We start from the raw sequence: 19,813 nt of genomic DNA on the forward strand, positions 1-19,813 counted from the left end.
CGGCGGCCCTTGCCATCTTCCCCCGTTCGGGAACGGGTTACTTCTTCTTCTTGATGTCGAGCGCGGCCTTCTTGATCTCGTCCAGGCTTTCGGCGATGCGCTTGTTGATCGTCTCGCCGGCCTCGGCATTGGACTTGGCGACCAGCTCCGCCAGTTCCTTCATGTTCGCGAGCGCCTTCTCGTAGGCGGTCTTGACCAGGTCGGCCTGCTTGGCGGTGGCTTCCTGGGGGGTGCCGGAACCGGTCAGGGATTCGACGGCGGCGACCGTCTCGCCCAGGGTCTGCTGGAGGATTTCGGCTTGGCGCTTGGCGAAGGCCTGCATGCCCTCCAGAGCCACGCGGTTGGCTTGGGTGACGGCCTCCAGATTCTTTCGCTGGCTGTCGATCACGGCATTCATGTCGACGCCGGGCACCTGGTATTGCCCCGCCATCTTGGTGAATTCCTCGGTCATCTTGGCGGGATCGAACTCGGCCGCGAACTTGGTCATGTCGATTCCGAAGAAGGGGTTGCTAGCCTTGGCCATGTTTCGATCCTCCCGAAAGCACAATGCATGTTGCTGCAATGCAGCATAGGTCCAATATCCTCCAGATGGGGCCCCGAGTCAATGAAAAATGCTGCACTGCACAATGACCGGAAAAATTCAACCGGAAACCGGGCCCGACGCAGGGGTGCGAGGGCGCCCGCCAAGATTGCCGCAAAGGCCCGCCAAGGCCTCGCCCCGCCGGAGCGCCCGGTCGAGGACGGCCATGGTGCCGTTCAGGTCGGGGCTGTCGTCGCGCATCCAGGCGGCAAAGGCCGTAGCGTAGATGACAGCCAGTCCATGGACCCGTGCCAGTCCGCAAAGCCCTCCCGCCGACAGGCCGGCCGCTTCCAGCATCCAGGCCAGGGAAAGCCCGAAACGGGGCAACAGCAGCAGGGCGACCACGGGATCGAAGGGGGCGTCGCGCAGGATGGCGCCCAGGGCCTTCTTGTAAGGGGCGAGGGCGTCGAAGCGGCGCATCACCACGTCGAACAGGCGGTCGCGCGGGCTGTCGGCGGCGTCGGGGACGGTGGCCAGGACCTGACGATCGATGCGATCCAGGAAGGCCTTCAGGATGCCGGCCCGGTCGCCGAACAGGCTGTGGATCTCGGCTAGGCTGGTCTCGGCCTTGGCGGCCACGGTGGCGAGCCCCAGGGACTTCCAGCCTTGCTGGGCGGCCAGATCGAGGGTTGCGGCGATGATGTGGTCGGCGGGCGTGGCCTTGCGGGGCATGGCGGTATCCTTCCGGGTCGGAGACTTCGGGCAACCCTGTTGCCCCTACCCTATATCTAGGCTAGACCGCGTCAGGTTAAAGTCCTTTCGCACAGGCACGCCATGCCGCCGACCTCGCCTGCCGCCGCCATCGCCGATCTGCTTCGGGCCGCGCGATTCCATCCCTTGCTGGGAGCCGCCGAGGAACGCCGGCTGCTGATCCGGGCCGGAGCCGGCGATCGGGAGGCGGAACGGCGGCTTGTGCTGTCGCATCTGCGCTTCGTCATCCGCATCGCCCGGCGCTACCGCAATGCCGGTCTACCCCTGGCCGACTTGGTCCAGGAAGGGGTGGGCGGGCTGTTGAAGGCGGCGCGGCGCTACGATCCCGCCCAGGGGACCCGCTTCTCGACCTATGCCGCATGGTGGGTGCGCTCGGCGATCCAGGACCATGCCATCGAGTCTTGGTCCCTGGTGCGCATCGGCACCACCAACGCGCAGCGGGCGCTGTTCCTGCATCTTCGCCGTCTGGCCGGCGGGGCGGGGGAACTGAGCGACGAAATCGCCGCCGCCTTGGCCCGTCGCTTCGACACCACCGTCGCCGAGGTGCGCGCCCTGGCGAGGCGGGTGGCGCGTGCCGACCGGGCCTCCGAGGTCGAACTGGCGGCGGTCGCGGCCCCCGATCCGGGGCCCGAGGAGATGGCGGAGCGCGGCCAGATCAAGCGCCTGATCGAGAAGGGGCTGGCCCTGCTTTCGCCGCGCGAGCGCCTGGTCATCGAGCGACGCTACCTGGACGAGGCCAAGGCCACCTTCGAGGCCATCGGCCGCGAACTGGGCCTGTCCAAGGACCGCGCCCGGCAACTGGAAGCCAAGGCCCTGGCCACCCTCCGCGCGACGTTGGGGCCGGTGGTCGCCTAGATCGGCCAAGCCTCCGCCAGGCGACCGCCTAAGCGGACGGGGGCGATGCGGCGGGCCAGGCCGGTGGCGTCGTCGGTCTCGACATAGACGGCGCAGAAGGTCGCCTCGCCTTCCGCCGGTTCCAGGCGCTCCGTGGGCAGCTTCTTCGTGAAGCGGGCGGTGGCGGTCTTCTTCTGCATGCCGATCACGGAATCGTAGTCGCCGCACATGCCCAGGTCGGTGATATAGGCGGTTCCCCGCGCCATCACGTGGGCGTCCGCGGTGGGCACGTGGCTATGGGTGCCCGCCACCAAAGAGACGCGGCCATCCAGTACGTGGCCCATGGACATCTTCTCGCTGGTGGCTTCCGCATGCATGTCGACGAGAATGGCATCGACGCCCCGCTTCAGGGAATGTTCGGCCAGTACCCTTTCGACCGCCGCGAAGGGGTCGTCGATGGCGTCCATGAACAGCCGGCCCATGGGATTGATGACCAGAACCCGTCCCCCGTCGCGGGACGGAAAGACACCGAAACCTTTGCCGGGGGTGCCGGGTGGGTAGTTGATGGGGCGCAGCAGGCGGGGCTCGCCGTCGATGTAGTTCATGACCTCGCGCTTGTCCCAGACGTGGTTGCCGGTGGTCAGCACGTCCACGTCGGCGGCCAGAAGGACGGTCACCATGTCGGGGGTGATGCCGAAGCCGTGCGCCGCGTTCTCGGCGTTCACCGCCACGAAGTCGAGGTCGAGCTTGCGGCGCAGTTCGGGCACCCGCTCCAGGACCGCCTTGCGTCCGGTCTTGCCCATCACGTCGCCGCAGAACAGGATCTTCATGGCGTCTTTTCCAGCCCTTCCTCGGTCAGGACCCAATCGAGGGGCTGATCGTGCCTGTCGCAAGGCAGCCTGTCCACTCTTTGCCGTCCGTGACCAACCCCCACCGCGACCACCCTCCGGCGGGCCCTGAGGGCAGCCAGGGTGCGGTCGTAATAGCCCCCGCCCATGCCCAGGCGGAAGCCCAGGCCGTCGAAGGCCACCAGGGGCAGGAGGATCAGGGTCGGCTCGACCTCCGGGGCGTCCTCCAGGGGCTCGGACGCCCCGTGGGGGCCGCGCCGCAAGGCCTCGCTTGGCCGCCAGGCGCGAAAGAGCAGGGGGCTGCCTGGCTTCGCCACCACCGGCAGGGCGGTGGCGAAGCCCTTTGCGGCCAGAAGCTCCATGGCGGGGCGGATGTCGGCCTCGCCGTCCATCGGCCAATAGCCGGCCGCGGCATCGCGGCCCGGTTCCAGTTCCAGAAGCGTCAGTCCGGCGACAAGATAGCCGGCCAATGCCGGTCCGCCGTCGGCCGTCAGGTCGCGGCGCAAGGAACGGAACCGCGCCCTCAGCCGCCGCTTCTCGTCGTCGATGTCCATGGAAAAAGCCGACCGGGCAGGAAAGAAATGGACGGCGCCGCGGAGGCCGTTGGCCCTGCGAATCCTCCGTGGCCTGCATGAGCAGGTGGGCGCCATATACCGAGCCCACGGGCTCGGCAGGGACAGCTCCCGAGGAGTTCAACTATGGCCCCAGGGATTGACGCAGCCTGACGTGACCCGCAGCCACCGTCCAAACGAGAGTCTAGGCTTGTTCGAGGCGCGCCGCAATACCTTCGATGCGCGAAGCCAGGGCTTCCAGGCCGTCGCCCAGGGCGTCTTCCGCGTCCATGCGGGCGGCGGCGCCCTTGTTGGTGACCTTCAGCTTTTCCATTTCGGAATAGATGTCGGCCAATTCGTCGGCCAGCAGCAGGCTGACCATGACCAGGAGCCGGGCGTCGCCCACCTGGCCCACGGCGGCGATCAGTTCGCTGACCCGCTTGTCCACGTAGGCGCCCAGGCGCATCAGGTGGGCTTCCTGGCCATCGTCGCAGGCAATCTCGTAACGGCGGCCGTTGACGGTGACGATGACCTGGGCCATGGGACGCTGCTCCTACTCGGCGATGGCGTCGCGCAGACGCGTCATGACCATGTCCAGGCGACGCGAGATGGTTCCCGCCGCGTCGCGCAGGGCCAAATTCTCCGTCCTGGCCCCGTCGAGAGCCTGGCGCATTCCGGATTCCGTGCTTTCGGCGCGCTTGAGTTGCGCGGCCAGGGCGGCGTCCAAGCGATTCACCGCCCGGTCCAGCCGTTCCCAGGCCCGGGTCACGCGGGTCGGCCTTTGCAGTTGTGCGTTCATCCCAGTATCCACCCCGACATTGTCCACAGATTAGGCGGCGCCCGCGAATCCGTCAACTCCCGATACTTAGCCCGAGACTCTTAAAGCATCGTGAAAAACACCCACCGTAAATTGATATTGACGAGGCGGCGGGTAGGTCCGATGCTGCCGCCCGCGACATCGAACAGCCCGAAAAGCGTCATCCTACCCCGTTGAGTACGGGGTTCCCGCCTGGAGGAGTGTTAACCGGCGCCGGGGTGGTGTGATATGGGATGCGTCCAAGGAATCAACCGCCCCGGTTCGGGGCTTCGTCACGCCAGACTGTAGGACAGATAGGGAGGATGTTATGGCCATTCGTGTAGGCATCAACGGTTTCGGGCGAATTGGCCGCATGGTCTTCCGCGCCGTCGCCAAGGATTTCCCGGAGATCGAGGTGGTCGGCATCAACGACCTGCTTGACCCCGACTACCTGGCTTACATGCTGCGCTACGACTCGGTACATGGCCGCTTCAACGGCGACATCTCGCTCGACGGCAACAACCTGGTCGTCAACGGCAAGAAGATCCGCCTGACCGCCGAGAAGGACCCGGCGAACCTGAAGTGGAACGAGATCGGCGCCGACATCGTGATCGAGTGCACTGGCTTCTTCCTCGACGAGGCTTCCTGCCAGGCCCACCTGAATGCCGGCGCCAAGAAGGTCGTGCAGAGCGCGCCCTCCAAGGACAAGACCCCGATGTTCGTCTACGGCGTGAACCACGAGACCTACGCCGGCCAGAAGATCGTCTCCGCCGCTTCCTGCACCACCAACTGCCTGGCTCCGATCGCCAAGGTGCTGCATGACAACTGGGGCCTGAAGCGTGGCCTGATGACCACCGTGCACGCCGCCACCGCCACCCAGAAGACCGTCGACGGCCCGTCCAAGAAGGACTGGCGCGGCGGCCGCGGCATCCTGGAAAACATCATCCCGTCGTCCACCGGCGCCGCCAAGGCCGTCGGCGTGGTGCTGCCCGCCCTCAACGGCAAGCTGACCGGCATGGCCTTCCGCGTGCCGACCTCCGACGTCTCGGTGGTCGACCTGACCGTCGAACTGGAGAAGCCCGCTTCCTACGCCGACGTCTGCAAGGCCATGAAGGCGGCTTCGGAAGGTCCGATGAAGGGCACCCTGGCCTATACCGACGAGAAGGTGGTCTCCACCGACTTCCGCGGCTGCAGCGCCTCGTCCATTTTCGACGCCGAGGCCGGCATCGCCCTCGACCCGACCTTCGTCAAGGTCGTGTCCTGGTACGACAACGAGTACGGCTATACCTGCAACATGCTGCGCTTCGTCAAGCACGTCGCGGCCAGCTAAGCCGACTCCACCGATGGGTTAAAGGGGGCGGGTCCCGCGGGGCCCGCCCCTTTCGTTTGGAAGAAGGCTCCCGGGAGCAGGCGGGAAGGGAGCCTCTCCCGTCGGGCTTTCCGCTTCCCGAGGAAACATGGTATCTCTCCGGAAGTCCGGCCAAGGTGGACGGACGATGGGTGGACGAAACCTTGCCTTCGAACCTGGACAGCAGGCCTCACGATGTTCCGGCCGTTCCCAAGCCGCGGATCTTGGTGATCGGAGTCGGCGGCGCGGGCTGCAATGCTGTCGACAACATGGTGCGTTCCGGCCTTGAAGGCGTGGAGTTCATCGCCGCCAACACCGATGCTCAATCCCTGAGCCGGTCGTTGGCGGGAAATCGGATCGTGCTCGGCCAGAAGAGCACCCGGGGCCTGGGCTCCGGGTCTCGGGTCGAGATCGGGCGTGCCGCCGCCGAGGAAGCCATCGAGACCATTCGGGAATTACTGTCCGGCTGCGACATGGTTTTCGTTGCCGCCGGGATGGGCGGCGGTACGGGAACGGGCGGAGCACCGGTCATCGCCCAGGCCGCCCGGGAAATCGGCGCGCTCACGGTGGGAGTCGTGACCATGCCCTTCGGCTTCGAGGGAGCCCAGCGCATGCGTGTGGCCGAAGCCGGCGTGAAGGAGATGGCCAAGGTTGTCGATACCCTGATTGTCATTCCCAACCAGAATCTGTTTCAGATCGCCAAGAAGGATACGTCATTCGTCGATGCCTTCATCCTGGCCGACGACGTTCTCTATTCGGCGGTTCGCGGGGTGACCGACCTGGTGACCCTGCCCGGCCTGATCAACCTCGATTTCTCCGATATTCGTACAGTCATGCTCGGCGCGGGAAAGGCCATGATGGGCACGGGGGAAGTCGAGGGGCCCGACCGGGCGACGTTGGCGGCCCGGAAGGCGATCGCCAATCCCCTGCTCGACAGCCCGTCGATCCGGGGGGCGACCAAGCTCTTGATCAACGTCACCGGTGGCCGGGATATGACCTTGTCCGAATTGGATCAAGTGGCCAGCCTCATCCGCGCCGAGGCGGGCGACGACTGCTTCACGATCTTCGGCAGCGTGCTTGACGAAGAACTCGAGGGCAGGCTGCGTGTTTCCGTGGTGGCGACGGGGATCAACCGGGCCGTCCCCTTCGTGATGACCGCCATGGCACGGGAAGCGCCGTCAGAAGCGGCCCCCGAAGCGGACGTTCCGGCGCCGGAGAATGCGCCTTCTCCGGAAACGGACGTCGCCAAGGTCTCGTCGCCATCGCCGCTCGCCGTTGGGGCGGCTCGGCCGACGCATGCCGCCCAGGCGTCGTTGTTTCCAGAGATCGCCGCCCCGCTCGACTCATCCCGCCCCGCCGTGGTGGCTCCCCAGGCTCTATCGGTACCGGCCCCTCCCGAGAAGCGGCCGCCCGCCGTCTTCGCGCCACCTTCCGATTCTCATGATGAAAAAGGGGGCGGCGTCGGGGCTCGAAAGGCACGACCCGGCGGTGCGCCCGCCCGGGCCCATCCTGGGGACGGCGATCCTTTCCTGGCCGCGGTGATGGCCGGATGTGGCCGCGGGGCCGTCCCCGGACGAGAATCAGGGGGCGATGCCCCTTTGTTCGATCGGCTCATCAAGCTGGTCCGCATATCGCACCTGTTTACCCGCGGCTAGGAAAATGGCAGGAAGAGCAGATGGAGCCGGAGATCGGCGTTGATCGTTTCGCCATGGTCCCCTTGGCGCCAGAGAGTGCATGGAGAGGAATCCCGACATGAAGCGCCTGATCGTCTTGTCCGCAGCCTGGCTAAGCCTGTGCGTTATCTATATCTGGGTCTTCATCGGGTGGGGCAATCTGTTTTCCCTCCTACCGCACGAGGCCCTCATGGTGTTCGTGGCACTCCTTGTTCCCATACCGGTTTCGGCCTTCTTTCTGTGGTTCTCCAGGGTTGCGCGAAGTGTGGAGGCCATTTCGTCCCAGGTCGGGGCGCACGCCCGGCAGATCGATCTCGTCGCCCGGAACCTCAACACCATGGTTGAAATTGCGCGCGAAAGCCGCGATGCCGCTCTGGCCGATATGAAGGCGCAGCAGCTTCTGTCGGCGAATATGGTCCGCGAACTCGCGGTGATCGCCGAAATGCGATCCGCTCCGCCCCCCGTACCCGTTCCTTCGACGTCGGGCAGCCTTGAGCAGATGCGTGCCCTGGTCGAAATCATCAACGTGGCGCTTAACGACCTGAGTATGACGGTTACCCAGGTCCTGGTCCAATTGCTGAATGCGGTTCACGGAGACAAGGACAAGATTCAGGAATTCATGGCTGGCTTGGTGGAAGCCTACTCGGTCGGCGACAAGAATGCCTTCTTCCGCAGCTTCGCGAAGCATCTCGCCGAATATCCTGACACCCTGGTAACGGTTGCCCGCGGTTCGCCCGAGGTTCGGCGCGACCTGTCGAAAATTCTCCGGGAAGTCGAGGAAATCATGTCTCTTGTCGCGGGGTGCGAACAAAACAATCTTATCCGGATTGTTTTCGAAGAAGGAGAGCTTTGGAAGTTGCACAAGTCGCTTGATGTCCACTTCGACCGCGATGGATCTCCGAAAGCCCCGGAAGAGTGAGCCATCCCGACAGGCCCGGTCGGCCCCTATCAGTCGGAACCGGGAAGGCTTTCCGGACTTTTCACGACGTTGCCGTCGACGAACCGAATTCCGGTTTCCCGGGCGAGATCGACGATTTCGGGGGTGGCGATATCGTGCAGGTAGGCCTTGAGCCGGCATCTTTCCGTGCGTTCCGCGAAATCCCTGAGGAACGGGCGGATCTTTTCGACGTCCATGGGCCGATTGCCCATGGTGAGCGCCACGCCGGAGTAATTGCATGTGGAGTAGATCTTAAGGTCCCGGCAAGTGGGAAGAATGCGGGCTCCGAAGGTCAAGCAGAATGAATAGAGAATAACGGCGATATCGTCGAGGAACGACATGCGTTCCACGTTGTTCACATTGGTGACCTCGAAGATGGTGCTCGACCAGACCCGTTCCGGCACGGACTTGCAAAGCCGGACGAACTCGGACGCGATCGGTTTGTAGGTCAGGGCGACGCCGTTTATGGGCACGATGACCTTGATATCGCTTCCCTGATTCAGCAACTCCTCCGCTTTCTTGATGCCGTGATACGTGGTCCAGGACATGTCGGAGAGCAGAAGGGCCGAGTTTACCCGATCCCCATTCAAGCCATCGCCGAGAACCGCGTCGTCCGACAGCAAGTTCCCCTCGGGCCTTCTTTTCCATGGCCTGCAATAGAGCGTATTGACGACCTGATTCCGGGTGTCGAGGATCGGGAGGAAGTCTACGCCGCGCTCGGCAGTTTGGGCCTTGTTATTCATATTCGGAGCCTGTTGTCGAAGACGATGCGACGAGAAAATCCGAGGTCAGATCCGGCCGGAATCGTTTGGACAGTTTCAGGCGGCGAAATCATGCTGCCGTCGCCTGGGGACGAGTGTCGAAGTAGGCCCGATCCGGCGTCTGCCGGTCAAGGCTCGAATGCGGTCTCTTGGCCGCGCTTCGCCGACACTGTCGCGGACGCGCAGGTAGACATCCTTGTACTTTATCGTGCGCCACAGGCGTTCGACGAAGACATCGTCCCGCCCCAATCCGCCGCCGCCCTTCCCGTCAACCCCACGCACGATCTCGAAACGCCATCATTTCAATTTGCTATCGACAGGGCGGGCGCTTGGCCCTGGCTTAGACCGGCCGGCATGATTAGGATGCCAGGCAGGAGGACGCCAATGAACGAGCCCGACCGGAGCGACATCGTTGACATGCTGCGGCACTGGGTTCGCCAGCAGCAGGACCGTCCGGTGCCCGAGCGCATCGTGGTTTTTCTGGCCGCCGACGATCTTGCGGAATTCGTTCGGCAAAACGTGGTTGCCGCCGCCATCCTGAAAAGCGTTCCCGGAGCTTATGCCGCGGCCGTCTTCAAGGCCGCGCCTGCCTGGCGGCAATTCGTCGTCGAAAGCAACCCGCATATCGATTCGGCCATGCGTACCGATCCGGAATCGCCGATCACCATTCCGGTCGACTGGTTCGACATGGGGCTTTCGGCGCCGGTCCGATGCCCGGAGCCTTCCTGGTACGAGCGCAAGCTGCATGAAGCGGATCTGGTCTTGCTGCCCGGCATGCTCGGCCAGGACGCGGCCCGGTTCCCCGGCTTGGCCGCTGCCCCTCCGGTTTTCCGCCTGCCCGCCGACCGGAAGGCCGCCTTGGCCAAGGAACTGGCGGAACGGGGGGTGGCGGGAGATCGATGGTTCGCCTGCGTGGAAGGCGACGATACCTTCGTCGACTTGGCCCGCCAAGCGGTGGAGCGTCAGGGCGGCCAAGCGGTTCGGGTTGGGGAAGCTGCCGGGCAGGCGGGCGGCCTCGATCTTTCCGGGGCCGGAATCGAGGTCCAGGCGGCGGCCGTGCGTTTCGCCCGTTATCTGATCGGTGGCGTGGGCGGCTATACGGGTCTGGCTTCGGCCTTCCTTACTCCGGTGGCCGCCCTGGGGGCGGACAGCCTGGGATGGACGGTCTGGAATCGGGATGACGCGATCCTGGAGAACCCTACCGTCCTTTCCGCGGTGGCCGACCATCTTCTGGAGCGGACGGCCGGTTGTGACGGATGGAGGCCGGCGGCCAAGGAGACTCCGAGCCCGGCCAGAAAGTCGGTCACCTTTCCGCTGGTAGCCGATGCGGAGCCTTTAGTCAGTTTCTGGCGCTGACCGCCCTTTCCAGGAAATCGGCGAGGCCCGCCACGGCCGCGTCATCTTCGAACAGAAGGGCGGCTCGGTCCCGGATGCGGGCCGAGAGCGTGTTCCGCCATTCCCGATCCCTCGCCGCGCGCAAGGCCAGATCCACATAGTGAGCCGGGCTTCTGGCCACCAGATCTCCGATCCCCATGCGGCGATAGAAGGCCGCGGTGACCCGGCCGCGCATCAGGCCGGTGGGCAGCGTCACCACCGGGGTGCCCGTGGCGAAGGCCTCCAGACTGGTGTTGCCGCCACAGAATGGAAAGGTATCGAGCAGCACGTCGGCCCATCGGCAAAGCCCCAGGAAGCGTGGCGGCTCCAGGCCAGGCAGGAAGCGGACCCTCGCCAAGCCGTCCGGCAGAACCGCGGCGAGGCGTTGCCGCAAGAGCGTTGCGATTCCGGTCAGGCCTCCTTCGATGAAGACCAGATCGCCGTCCGGGTCGCCCCGCAGGATTTCCGCGAGGACGCCATCGAAGTCGGGATGGACCTTGAAGAGGGTCTGCGTACAGACGTAGAGCCGGCGATCCTCGGGCAGGTTCAGGGCGGCCCGGTCGGGAAGGTTGGCGACGGATGGCGGTGCGACGAAGGCGGGGAAGGCCGGCAGCCGGGCCAGGGTTTCGCTGTAGGCCGCTTCCGATCCGGGCGGGTCCAGGTCCGCCGTGCTCAGGAACCAGTCCATGTTGGGAATGCCGGTGGTCACCGGGTGGCCCCAGGTGACGCACTGCACCGGCGCCAATCGGGAGAAGGCAAGGAAGTAGGTGAAGGAGTCCATGCCGATGTCGGGATAGATCAGCACATCCAGTTCCTCGGCCGCCACCCGGCGGCGCGCCGCCGTGAGGTCGAGGGAATAGCCCACCGTCCGTTCCACCGCTTCTTCCAGGCCGCGGGTGCCGTGGGGGCGCAGCAGCACGGTTTCGAAGCGGTCGCGGGGCAGGCGCTCGATCAGGCCGGCCGTCAGTTTGCCGATGGTATGACCGGCGATCAGATGCGACGAAAGGAATCCGACCTTGATCCGCTCCGCCCGGCGAGGACCGGCGGTGCAATGGGGGGCTTCCCATCCCAGGGCAGGGCAGGACTTGAGGTAGAGCGCGGCCAGCTTCTGGCGGATCGGGCGATCGTCTTCCCCCTGGTAGGCCAGGTAGAAGTCGGTGGTGCCCACTTCGGTGTGGGGATCGGTGAGGACGAGGCCCGGCCGTTCCAGGAGATCGTCCAGCCGCTCCGTCATCTGGCGGCGGGCCGCGGCGATCTCGGCCCGGTCCCGGGGCACCAGGGGAAGCAGCAAGGCACGGCGGATGGCGAGGCCGGCATTGTCCGGGGCAAGATCGAGGGCACGGTCGTAGACGGCTTCCGCTTCCCGCCAGCGCCCGCCCTGGTAGAGGGCATGGCCCATCACCTGATAGGGCACGAGATTGTCCGGATCGAGGGAGATGGCTCGTTCGCAGGCGGCCACGGCATCGTCGGTACGGCGCCGGTCGCGGCAAAGAACGCCCAGGTCGATCCAGGCTCCCAGGAATTTGGGATCCAGCTCCACGGCTCGGTTCAAGGCGGTCCAGGCCTCGTCGTAGCGGCCCGCCAATCGCAAGGCGGTCGCCAGGTTGCGGTGCTGTACCGGCGAGTCCGCGTCCAGGGCCACCGCCTGGACACAGGCCTCGGTGCCCTCGGGGAAGCGGCCCTGCTCGCAAAGCACGATTCCCAGGTTGGCCCAGGCCTCGGCATGGGCGGGGCGTATTTCGACGGCCCGCCTGAGCGCGGCCTCGGCCTCGGCGATCCGGTTCAGGCCGCGTAGCGCCAGCCCGAGGGAGTTGTGGGCAGGCGCCAAAAGAGGTTGCAGATGAAGCGCACGTTCGAACAGCGCGATGGCCTCATGATAGCGTCCCGCCGTCCGGAAGCCTTCCCCCCGCATCAGAAGTTCCGCCAGCACCCCGGCGGAAACGGCGGGGCGGTCCTCGCTCACCACGCCGTCCAGCCTCCGTCCACCACCAGATTCTGGCCGGTAACGTAGGAAGACAGATCGCTGGCCAGGTAGGCTACCGCGCCCTTCAATTCCTCTTCGCGCCCGAGGCGTCGCAAGGGTGTGCGCTCCTCGTAGCGGCGGACGAAGGCTTCGGGCTGGCCACGCCGGATTCCGCCGGGGGTGACGGCGTTGACCCGTACCTCGGGCGCCACCACGGTGGACAGCCAGCGCACCAGTTGCAGCAGACCACCTTTGCCGGCGGCATAGGCGGCCGGATTGCCCATGGGGGTGTCGTCATAGAGCCGCATGTCGGGGCCGACCATGCCGTAGATCGAGGAGACAGCGACGATGGCTCCCTTGCCCCCCGATTTCAGATGGGGAAGGGCGGCCTGGGCAAGGACGAAGACCGAGGTCAGGTTGACTTCCATCGCCTGGCGCCACGTGTCGGCCGTCTGCTCCTCGAAGGGCGTCACCCAACCCTCGAGGCCCGAGGTGCCGACGAATCCGGCCGCCGCAACCAGGATATCCAGCCGCCCGAGAGACGCGACCGTCTGTCCGGGCAGGGCCCGAACGGCGGCCTCGTCGGCCAAGTCGCAGGCGAAGCCCAGGGCGTCCGGCAGTTCGGCCGCCGCCGCCTCGGCGTCCTTGAGGTCGACGAGAACCACCCGCGCCCCCAGTTCGGCCAGCGCCGCCGCCGCCTGGAACCCGATGTGGCCAGCTCCGCCGGTCACCAGGGCGACCCTTCCGGTCAGGTCCATCATCGTCTTGAGTGGCTGTCCCGCTCCCCTCATGGGGCGTCCTTTGCGACCAGGGGATAGAGGGCATCGGCGACCCGCAGGTCGTATTCGGTATCGATGTCCACCGCCCGTTCGGGCGGCACCTCGACGGTACCGACCCGGCCGTCGAACAGCCCACCCGCCTTCAGCACGAAGGCGGGATCGGCCACGTAGCAGATGGTGGTCATGTCGAAGACCGGCGGCGCGTCCTGGCGCCGGTGCAAGGTGCCGGTGGCGGGCGGGATGACCAGCCCGGCATGGCCGGCCGCGTCCAGCTTCACCATGTTGAAGTAGGGGCTCCGATGGGCCGGGGCCACGGCGCAGACCACATCCACGTCACCCATGCGGAAGCGTTCGATGCAGGCGTCGATGTCGGCCGGCCGGCGTAGCGGCGCGGTGGCGGGGACGCTGACGAACAGCCCCACCGTCTCGCCCAGCGTCTCGATGGCGTGGCGCCAGGCCAGCCATTCCGGGGTTTCGTCGCGGGCCAGATGGGCGGGGCGCAGGAAGGGCATCTCGGCGCCGTAAGCCTTGGCCGCCTCGGCGATGGAGGGATCGTCGCTGGACACCATGACCCGTTCCACCAGGCGGGCAGCCTTGGCCTGCTCGACGGCGTGCTGGATCAGCGGCTTGCCGGCGACCAGGCGGTGATGCTTGCCGGGCAGGCCCTTCGATCCGCCCCGCGCGAAGATGAAAGCGACGACTTGGCCGTTCACGGACTCACCTTTGTTCCTTCCTTGGCCGACCGCCGGGCCGCCATGACGATCTCCAGGACCCGGAGACCGTCCTCGCCGGACACCAGCGGCCGTCCCCCCGACCCGATGCAGGCCAGGAAGTGTTTCAATTGCTCCAGATAGCGGGTATCGGGCGAGGAATCCTTGCCCGAATAGAGAACCTCCCACGCGCCCTTGCCATCCCTGACCCGGTAGGTGCGGGTTTCGCGGGTCATACCGTCCCACAACAAGGTGCCCGCGGTGCCGACCGCCTTGCAAGTCCGCACCGGGGTCCGCTGCAGCATGTCCATATGGAGAGTGCCCGAGACATTGCCGGGGAAGTCGAGCAGCAGATCGGCCGAATCCTCGACGTCGATTTCCAGGTCGCCGACCGCGGTCAGCCGGGCGATCACGCCTGCTGCCGGCCCGGCCAGCCAGCAAAGGGTGTCGATTTCGTGGGACAGCTCCAGCAAGGCGCCGCCCCCCAGGTCGGCCCTTGCGCTCACCCCCTGGCGGTAGTCGGTGTCCGGTCGCCAGTCGGGCAGGTACTGCCCGACTTCGGCCTTGAGGTGCTGGAGGCGGCCGATGGTGCCGGCCGCCAGGGCCTGCTTGAGGGCGGCAAGGGACGGGTCGAAGCGCAGGCAATAACCGACCTGCAGCACCAAGCGGCGCTTGCGGCACTCCTCGATCAGTTCCGCAACACCGTCCAGGCGGTCCGATAGGGGCTTCTCGACCAGAAGATGGACCCCGGCGCGGGCCAGGGCCAAGGCGGCTTCCACGTGGAAGGGGGCTGGATTGGACACGATGGCGGCCTGAGGGCAGGTCGCCAGGGCTTCGGACATGTTATGGACGGTAGCTACCCCCGCTTCCGCCGTACCGCCCGGGCGACGCAGCACCGTGACCGCGATGTCCGGCGCCAGCCGTTGCAGGCAGGCCAAGTGCCTCCGTCCGATACTGCCCAGGCCGACGATGAGAAGCCGTTCCACCATGAGACTCCAGCCTTCACCAAGCTGCCGCGCAAGTCAAATCCCCTCGGCACGAACTTCCGGACAGGGTGGGAATTTTTTTCCGCGCCGGTCGCCGTTTGCCCGGCTGGACGGCCCGGTTATCGCAGAGGAAGCGTTGAAAATCAATGCCATGTCGACTTGGCCCGTGGCTTGCTGAGGAAAGGCCGGCACAATCCAATGCCTAGGAGCGATCCATGTACACGGAAAACCAATACGGCCTGCGCGCACTCGGAGTGACGGAGTCCTCCGCCATCGGCCAGACGGTCGGCGACGGCAAGGCCACCGGCGGTTCCGGCGCGGCCTTCCTGGAAATCCTCTCCCAGGCGCAGGCCGATGCGGAAAACGGCGCCAACCTGATGACCGCCTCGGCCAGCGTGGGGCGCCTGCCCGGCAAAACCGAGATTCGCGCCGAACGCCCGGCTCAGCAGGCCGAACGGAACGAGCCGGCCCGCCCAGCGAAGGACAAGACGGTCCGTGCGGCTGATCGTTCCGACAAGCCCGAGGCGCCACGTGCCGAGCCCCGCGAGGAACTGGTGGAACAGGCCGCCGAGCGTCCGGACCAGGCCGCCGATGGGCAGGCCGACGACCCGGTGGCGCGCACCGACAGCGCCGATGCTGGCCGCCAGGCCCGCGATGATCGCCGTGATCGCACTGCCGACGACAGTCCGGCGGTCGAACATGCCGTCCAGGCCGATGGACAGATCCCCGCCGACCAGCAGAATCGGCAGGCCCAGGTCGACGCCGTCGCCGAACGGCAGGCGGTGGTCGATGCCGGTCCTGCCGTCGTGACCGGCGCGGTCGCTCGCCAAGGCCAGGACACCGTTCTGGCGGCCCTGGCTGCGGCTCAGCAGGCTCAGGCCCGCCAGCAGAATCAGTCGGCCGGTCCGGCGACTCCGGCCGCGACTGTCGAGGACGGTGATGTCTCCGTCGACCCGCAGGCCGGCCGGCCAGGGCATCTGGGCGAGCAGTGGCAGGCAGCGGCAAAGGCCGCAGGCGATGCCCAGGATGCGGCCAACGGCCAGCAGAGCCAATTACATAACCAAGCCAACGCCGCGCTTCAGGCCCAGGCCCGGGCGGCCGAGGCCCATGCGGCCAAGGGCGCCGACAAGGCGGCCCAGCAGGCGGCCCAGTTGTCCCAGGCCATCGGCGCCGGCGACGACGTGCAGGTCCAGGTCCAGGTCGAGGACGAGGCGGCGGTGCTGTTCTCCAAGCCCGCTTCCGGCATGGGCGGCGCCCTGCTCAACCCCGAGCCTTCCGAACAAGCCCGCCTGCCGGGCCAGCAGACCCCGCAGGTTCTCGGCAATCCCAATCCGCAGCTTCTCGCCCAGCAGGCGGCCTCCGGTCCGGTACAGCCGCAGCAGGCGGCCGCCCAGGCGGCCAACCAGGTGCTGGCCGCCGGCGGCGTCGAGGGCAAGGGCGCGGCCCAGGGCACGGCCCAGGCGGGCATGCCCGCCCCGAACATGCCGGCTTCCGGCGAATCGGCCCCTCTGCCCGGCCAGGCCAACCAGACCCAGCAGAGCCAGCAGACCGCCCAGACCCAGGCGGTGCGCCAGCCCCGCTTCACCCTGCCCGGCCAGGGCGTCGCCGATCAGGTGTCGGTGCAGATCACCAAGGCCCTGCAGGACGGTAACGACAGGATTTCCATCTCGCTCAAGCCCGCCAGCCTGGGACGCATCGAGGTCAGCATGGAACTGGCCCAGGACGGCCGCCTGACCGCAGTGGTGACCGCCGACAACAAGGACACCCTGGACCTCTTGCAGCGCGACGCGCGCAATCTCCAGCAAGCCCTGGAGGACGCCGGCCTGCACCTGGATTCGGGAAGCCTGAGCTTCAATCTCCGGGAACAGAACCAGCGCCAGGCCGAGGGGGAGGGGAACCTCCGCAATCCCTATGGCACCGGCGCCCGCGACGAGGAGCCGGATGTCCCGGCTCCCCCCACCATCGCGCTCGGCCAGGGCGGCATGACCGCCGATGGCCGCGTCGATATCCGGGCGTAAGGAAACGCAGTCATGTCGCTTATCGGTTCGACCGCAGCAGCCGCATCGACCTCCGACTCCTCGGGTACGGCGGCGGCCAGCAAGCAGAAGCTGGACGAGGACCTGAACCAGTTCCTCAACCTCCTGGTCACCCAGTTGAAGAATCAGGACCCCCTGAGCCCCATGGACGCCAACGAGTTCACCACCCAGCTCGTGCAGTTCGCCAGTGTGGAACAGCAGATCTACCAGAACTCCAACCTGGAGAAGCTCTACACCCTGCAGCAGTCGAACCAGGTGGCCTCGCTGGTCAACTATATGAACACGACCATCGAGTATGAGGGCAAGGACGTGAATATCGAGGACGGCGGCGGCGCCAAGATCAAGTACCAGCTCGGCAGCAACGCCAAGAACGCCTACATCACCATCAAGGACGAGAACGGCGACACCGTCTTCACCCAGGGCGCCGAGACCGATACCGACCTCCATACCTTCGAATGGGACGGCAAGGACAGCCAGAACAACCAGGTTCCCGCCGGTGTCTATGAAGTCTGGGTAACCGGCTTCGACGGGACGGGCGAACTGGTCGAGGTGACCCAGACGGCCTTCGGCCGGGTGACCGGCGTCAGCACGGTCGACGACAGTCCCTACCTGATCGTCGGCGACATATCCGTCAAGCAGGACACGGTGCTTTCGGTCCGCGAGACCGAAAAGACGGTGAACTGAGCCGCGCCCGGCGGCGAGACAGAACCCCACCCGGCCCATGAGAGGCCGGAAGAGACGAAGGAGACCGAAGATGAGCTTGTACGGTGCATTGTTCTCTGGCGTATCCGGCCTAACGGCGCAGTCCAGCGCCATGGGCGCCATCTCGGACAATATCACGAACGTCTCGACGATCGGCTACAAGAACACCAGGGTCAACTTCCAGACCCTGGTCACCAAGCAGACGTCGTCGACCTTCTATTCCGCGGGCGGTGTGCAGTCCAAGCCGCGCCAAGCCACGGACGTGCAGGGGCTGCTGCAGGCCTCCACCTCGCAGACCGACATCTCGATCTCCGGCCAGGGCTTCTTCGTGGTCAACGAGGTGGGCGAACCGGGCATCAGCAACCAGTATATGTACACCCGGTCCGGATCGTTCAAGATGGACAACGAAGGGTACCTGCGCAACACCTCGGGATACTACCTGCAGGGCTGGCCGACCAACGCCGCCGGCACGGTGGTTCCGGCCAACGATTCGCTGACCATCGCCAACCAGAACATCATCTCCACCGACTACCTGGAGACGGTCAACCTCAACCGGGTGGGCGGCACGGCGGCGGCGACCAGTACCATCGCCATCGGCGCCAACCTCCCGGCCACCGATACCGAGAACACCACCCACAAGACCGACGTGCAGTTCTTCGATACCCTGGGCAACGCGAATTCCATGAGCTTCGTCTATACCCGTTCGGGGCGCGAGAATCAGTGGGATATGTCGGTCCAGCCGCCGCAACGCACCGCCGCCCTGACCATCGAGGACGAGGACGGCAACGCCTACCAGAGCGTCGGCCAGCTCGAATTCACCGCCCGTCCCGCCGATGGCGCCACGGTGGTGATCGAGGGCCAGACCTACGAATTCGACAGCGACGCCGCCACCACCGCCGGCAACGTCCAGGTCGACATTTCCGCCACCACCACGGTCGCGCAGGATGTCGCCGCCCTGGTCGCCGCGGTCAAGGCCAACGACTCCGACTTCGCCGACTACGGCGGCTACACCAATACCCGCATCGCCGTGAGCAGCGGGTCTTCGACCACCGTGGTCTTTACCGAAGACGGCACCCGCGCCATCACCGTGAACCCGGCGGCCTTGCTGGACACCAGCGGCGATCCGGTGACCAACCAGACGTCGTCCTTCACCGTCCGCAAGACCTATTCGGCGGACGACGGCGATCCCTGCTACCGCGACTTCCAGCAGTTCACCTTCGCCGCGGTGCCGGCCAACGCCTCGACCATGACGATCAACGGCATCGTCTACACCTTCTCGGCGGCGGAAGTGGCCAGCGACAACGATGCGACGATCCGCATCGACTCCGTGGCCAACATGCTGGCCGATCTCGAAGCTTCCATCGAGGCCCTGGACCCGGACTTCGCCGGTACCCGCGTCCGCGTTCGCGAAAATAACGACGTGGGCTCCAACAACACGCTGGTGCTCGCCTCTCTCAACAAGGGTACCTACGATGTCGTCTTCGGCGCCACCATGGGTGCCGGCGTGCCGACCGAACCGGACGGCACCGCGACCTATGCGGCGGGCGACACGGTGGCTGTCAACAAGACCCAGGCCATCGTCTTCGACAGCGACGGCCTGCCGTTGGAACCGGGCGGTTTCAACGTGGCGGAAATCGAAATCCTGGGCTTCGCGTCGGGCGCGGCCGACATGGACGACGACGCGGCGCACGCCAACCAGATCACCGTCGACTTCGGCCAGGAAGGCGAAGCCAACGGGATGACCCAGTTCGGCGAGGAATTCACGCCCAGCTTCATCACCCAGAACGGATCGCGCTTCGGCACCTTCGCCGGGGTGACCGTCGATACCAACGGCTTGGTGACCGCCCTGTTCGACAACGGCGAAATCCGCAACATCTACCAGTTGCCCATCGCCACCTTCGTCAATCCCAACAGCCTGGAAGGCCGGTCCGGCAACGTCTGGAACGCCACCCAGGATTCGGGCGACTACACGCTGCGCGTCGCCGACAACGGCCCCGCCGGACAGGTGATCCAGGGCGCCCTGGAAGCCTCCACGGTGGATATCGGCGAAGAATTCACCAACATGATCGTGGTCCAGCGTGCCTATTCGGCCTCGGCCAAGATCATCTCCACCGCCGACGAGATGCTTTCCGAATTGATGCAGGTGAAACGCTAGAGGTGAACCGACAAGCAACCCGCGTTCCAAGCCAGGGCCCCCGTTCCGCTTCGGCGGCGGGGGCCCGTC

Annotated in this window: 19 protein-coding genes, 1 other RNA gene and 1 pseudogene; 8 read left to right on the forward strand and 13 right to left on the reverse strand. The window is 66.1% G+C overall.

Annotation, left to right across the window (positions count from 1 at the left end):
- Window positions 1-37: 37 nt before the first annotated feature.
- Together H7841_05705 and H7841_05710 are read right to left on the reverse strand one after the other, a co-directional pair.
- Window positions 38-523: a phasin family protein gene (locus H7841_05705; GenBank protein ID MEO5336372.1), complete on the reverse strand. Its 486-nt coding sequence runs from the start codon at window positions 521-523 to the stop codon at window positions 38-40.
- 117 nt (window positions 524-640) lie between these two features.
- Window positions 641-1,252 (reverse strand): TetR family transcriptional regulator, encoded by a 612-nt coding sequence (locus H7841_05710; protein MEO5336373.1) that lies wholly within the window; start codon window positions 1,250-1,252, stop codon window positions 641-643.
- A 102-nt stretch (window positions 1,253-1,354) separates the two neighbouring features.
- On the opposite strand from H7841_05710, the gene H7841_05715 reads away from it, so the two are divergent.
- Complete coding sequence (locus H7841_05715; GenBank protein MEO5336374.1) at window positions 1,355-2,146, forward strand: sigma-70 family RNA polymerase sigma factor; 792 nt, start codon at window positions 1,355-1,357, stop codon at window positions 2,144-2,146.
- Here the strand turns inward: H7841_05715 and H7841_05720 are convergent.
- From H7841_05720 to H7841_05740, 5 genes are all read right to left on the reverse strand, one after another.
- Window positions 2,143-2,955 carry a YmdB family metallophosphoesterase gene (locus tag H7841_05720; protein ID MEO5336375.1) on the reverse strand — a complete coding sequence of 271 codons (813 nt, stop codon included), beginning with the start codon at window positions 2,953-2,955 and terminating at the stop codon, window positions 2,143-2,145. The two genes, H7841_05715 and H7841_05720, sit on opposite strands and share 4 nt — an antisense overlap.
- The gene (locus tag H7841_05725; protein MEO5336376.1) at window positions 2,952-3,527 is read right to left on the reverse strand and encodes a 5-formyltetrahydrofolate cyclo-ligase; all 576 of its coding nucleotides are present in this window, start codon (window positions 3,525-3,527) and stop codon (window positions 2,952-2,954) included. The genes H7841_05720 and H7841_05725 overlap by 4 nt, the downstream gene beginning before the upstream one ends.
- A 30-nt stretch (window positions 3,528-3,557) precedes the next feature.
- Window positions 3,558-3,716, reverse strand: a non-coding RNA gene (ssrS, locus tag H7841_05730) — 6S RNA.
- Window positions 3,717-3,729: 13 nt separating this feature from the next.
- On the reverse strand, window positions 3,730-4,065 hold the full coding sequence (locus H7841_05735; protein MEO5336377.1) for a cell division protein ZapA: 336 nt from the start codon (window positions 4,063-4,065) through the stop codon (window positions 3,730-3,732).
- A gap of 12 nt (window positions 4,066-4,077) precedes the next feature.
- On the reverse strand, window positions 4,078-4,323 hold the full coding sequence (locus tag H7841_05740) for a hypothetical protein (protein MEO5336378.1): 246 nt from the start codon (window positions 4,321-4,323) through the stop codon (window positions 4,078-4,080).
- Between the two features lie 325 nt (window positions 4,324-4,648).
- Between H7841_05740 and gap the strand changes: the two genes are divergently transcribed.
- The 3 genes from gap (at window position 4,649) to H7841_05755 (ending at window position 8,260) form a co-directional block, all read left to right on the forward strand.
- Window positions 4,649-5,650 (forward strand): type I glyceraldehyde-3-phosphate dehydrogenase, encoded by a 1,002-nt coding sequence (gene gap / locus H7841_05745; GenBank protein ID MEO5336379.1) that lies wholly within the window; start codon window positions 4,649-4,651, stop codon window positions 5,648-5,650.
- Window positions 5,651-5,844: 194 nt separating this feature from the next.
- Complete coding sequence (ftsZ, locus tag H7841_05750; protein ID MEO5336380.1) at window positions 5,845-7,323, forward strand: cell division protein FtsZ; 1,479 nt, start codon at window positions 5,845-5,847, stop codon at window positions 7,321-7,323.
- A 97-nt stretch (window positions 7,324-7,420) separates the two neighbouring features.
- Window positions 7,421-8,260: a hypothetical protein gene (locus H7841_05755; protein ID MEO5336381.1), complete on the forward strand. Its 840-nt coding sequence runs from the start codon at window positions 7,421-7,423 to the stop codon at window positions 8,258-8,260.
- 29 nt (window positions 8,261-8,289) lie between these two features.
- Here H7841_05755 and H7841_05760 read toward each other — a convergent pair whose 3' ends face one another.
- Together H7841_05760 and H7841_05765 are read right to left on the reverse strand one after the other, a co-directional pair.
- On the reverse strand, window positions 8,290-8,901 hold the full coding sequence (locus H7841_05760) for a hypothetical protein (GenBank protein ID MEO5336382.1): 612 nt from the start codon (window positions 8,899-8,901) through the stop codon (window positions 8,290-8,292).
- A gap of 208 nt (window positions 8,902-9,109) precedes the next feature.
- A pseudogene (locus tag H7841_05765) lies at window positions 9,110-9,312 on the reverse strand (transposase).
- Window positions 9,313-9,423: 111 nt separating this feature from the next.
- Here H7841_05765 and H7841_05770 point away from each other — a divergent pair.
- Window positions 9,424-10,395 carry a hypothetical protein gene (locus tag H7841_05770; protein MEO5336383.1) on the forward strand — a complete coding sequence of 324 codons (972 nt, stop codon included), beginning with the start codon at window positions 9,424-9,426 and terminating at the stop codon, window positions 10,393-10,395.
- Here H7841_05770 and H7841_05775 read toward each other — a convergent pair.
- Genes H7841_05775 through H7841_05790 form a run of 4 tightly spaced genes read right to left on the reverse strand, consistent with a single transcriptional unit; the run spans window position 10,379 to window position 14,854 of the window.
- The gene (locus H7841_05775; GenBank protein MEO5336384.1) at window positions 10,379-12,376 is read right to left on the reverse strand and encodes a tetratricopeptide repeat protein; all 1,998 of its coding nucleotides are present in this window, start codon (window positions 12,374-12,376) and stop codon (window positions 10,379-10,381) included. The genes H7841_05770 and H7841_05775 overlap by 17 nt on opposite strands.
- Complete coding sequence (locus tag H7841_05780; GenBank protein ID MEO5336385.1) at window positions 12,373-13,167, reverse strand: SDR family oxidoreductase; 795 nt, start codon at window positions 13,165-13,167, stop codon at window positions 12,373-12,375. The genes H7841_05775 and H7841_05780 overlap by 4 nt, the downstream gene beginning before the upstream one ends.
- Window positions 13,164-13,868, reverse strand: a complete 705-nt coding sequence (locus tag H7841_05785) for an acylneuraminate cytidylyltransferase family protein (protein MEO5336386.1) — start codon at window positions 13,866-13,868, stop codon at window positions 13,164-13,166. The genes H7841_05780 and H7841_05785 overlap by 4 nt, the downstream gene beginning before the upstream one ends.
- Window positions 13,865-14,854 carry a Gfo/Idh/MocA family oxidoreductase gene (locus H7841_05790; protein ID MEO5336387.1) on the reverse strand — a complete coding sequence of 330 codons (990 nt, stop codon included), beginning with the start codon at window positions 14,852-14,854 and terminating at the stop codon, window positions 13,865-13,867. Before H7841_05790 ends, H7841_05785 begins: the two co-directional genes overlap by 4 nt.
- 212 nt (window positions 14,855-15,066) lie before the next feature.
- On the opposite strand from H7841_05790, the gene H7841_05795 reads away from it, so the two are divergent.
- From H7841_05795 to H7841_05805, 3 genes are all read left to right on the forward strand, one after another.
- Window positions 15,067-16,869, forward strand: coding sequence for a flagellar hook-length control protein FliK (locus H7841_05795; GenBank protein MEO5336388.1), 1,803 nt, complete (start codon window positions 15,067-15,069; stop codon window positions 16,867-16,869).
- Between the two features lie 12 nt (window positions 16,870-16,881).
- On the forward strand, window positions 16,882-17,571 hold the full coding sequence (locus H7841_05800; GenBank protein ID MEO5336389.1) for a flagellar hook assembly protein FlgD: 690 nt from the start codon (window positions 16,882-16,884) through the stop codon (window positions 17,569-17,571).
- Between the two features lie 70 nt (window positions 17,572-17,641).
- A complete protein-coding gene (locus H7841_05805) occupies window positions 17,642-19,744 on the forward strand; it encodes a flagellar hook-basal body complex protein (GenBank protein ID MEO5336390.1) in 2,103 nt (700 codons plus the stop codon).
- The last annotated feature ends 69 nt before the right edge of the window (window positions 19,745-19,813 follow it).

It is taken from the genome of Magnetospirillum sp. WYHS-4, from assembly GCA_039908345.1.
In the GTDB taxonomy this organism is placed as follows: Bacteria; Pseudomonadota; Alphaproteobacteria; order Rhodospirillales; family GLO-3; genus JAMOBD01.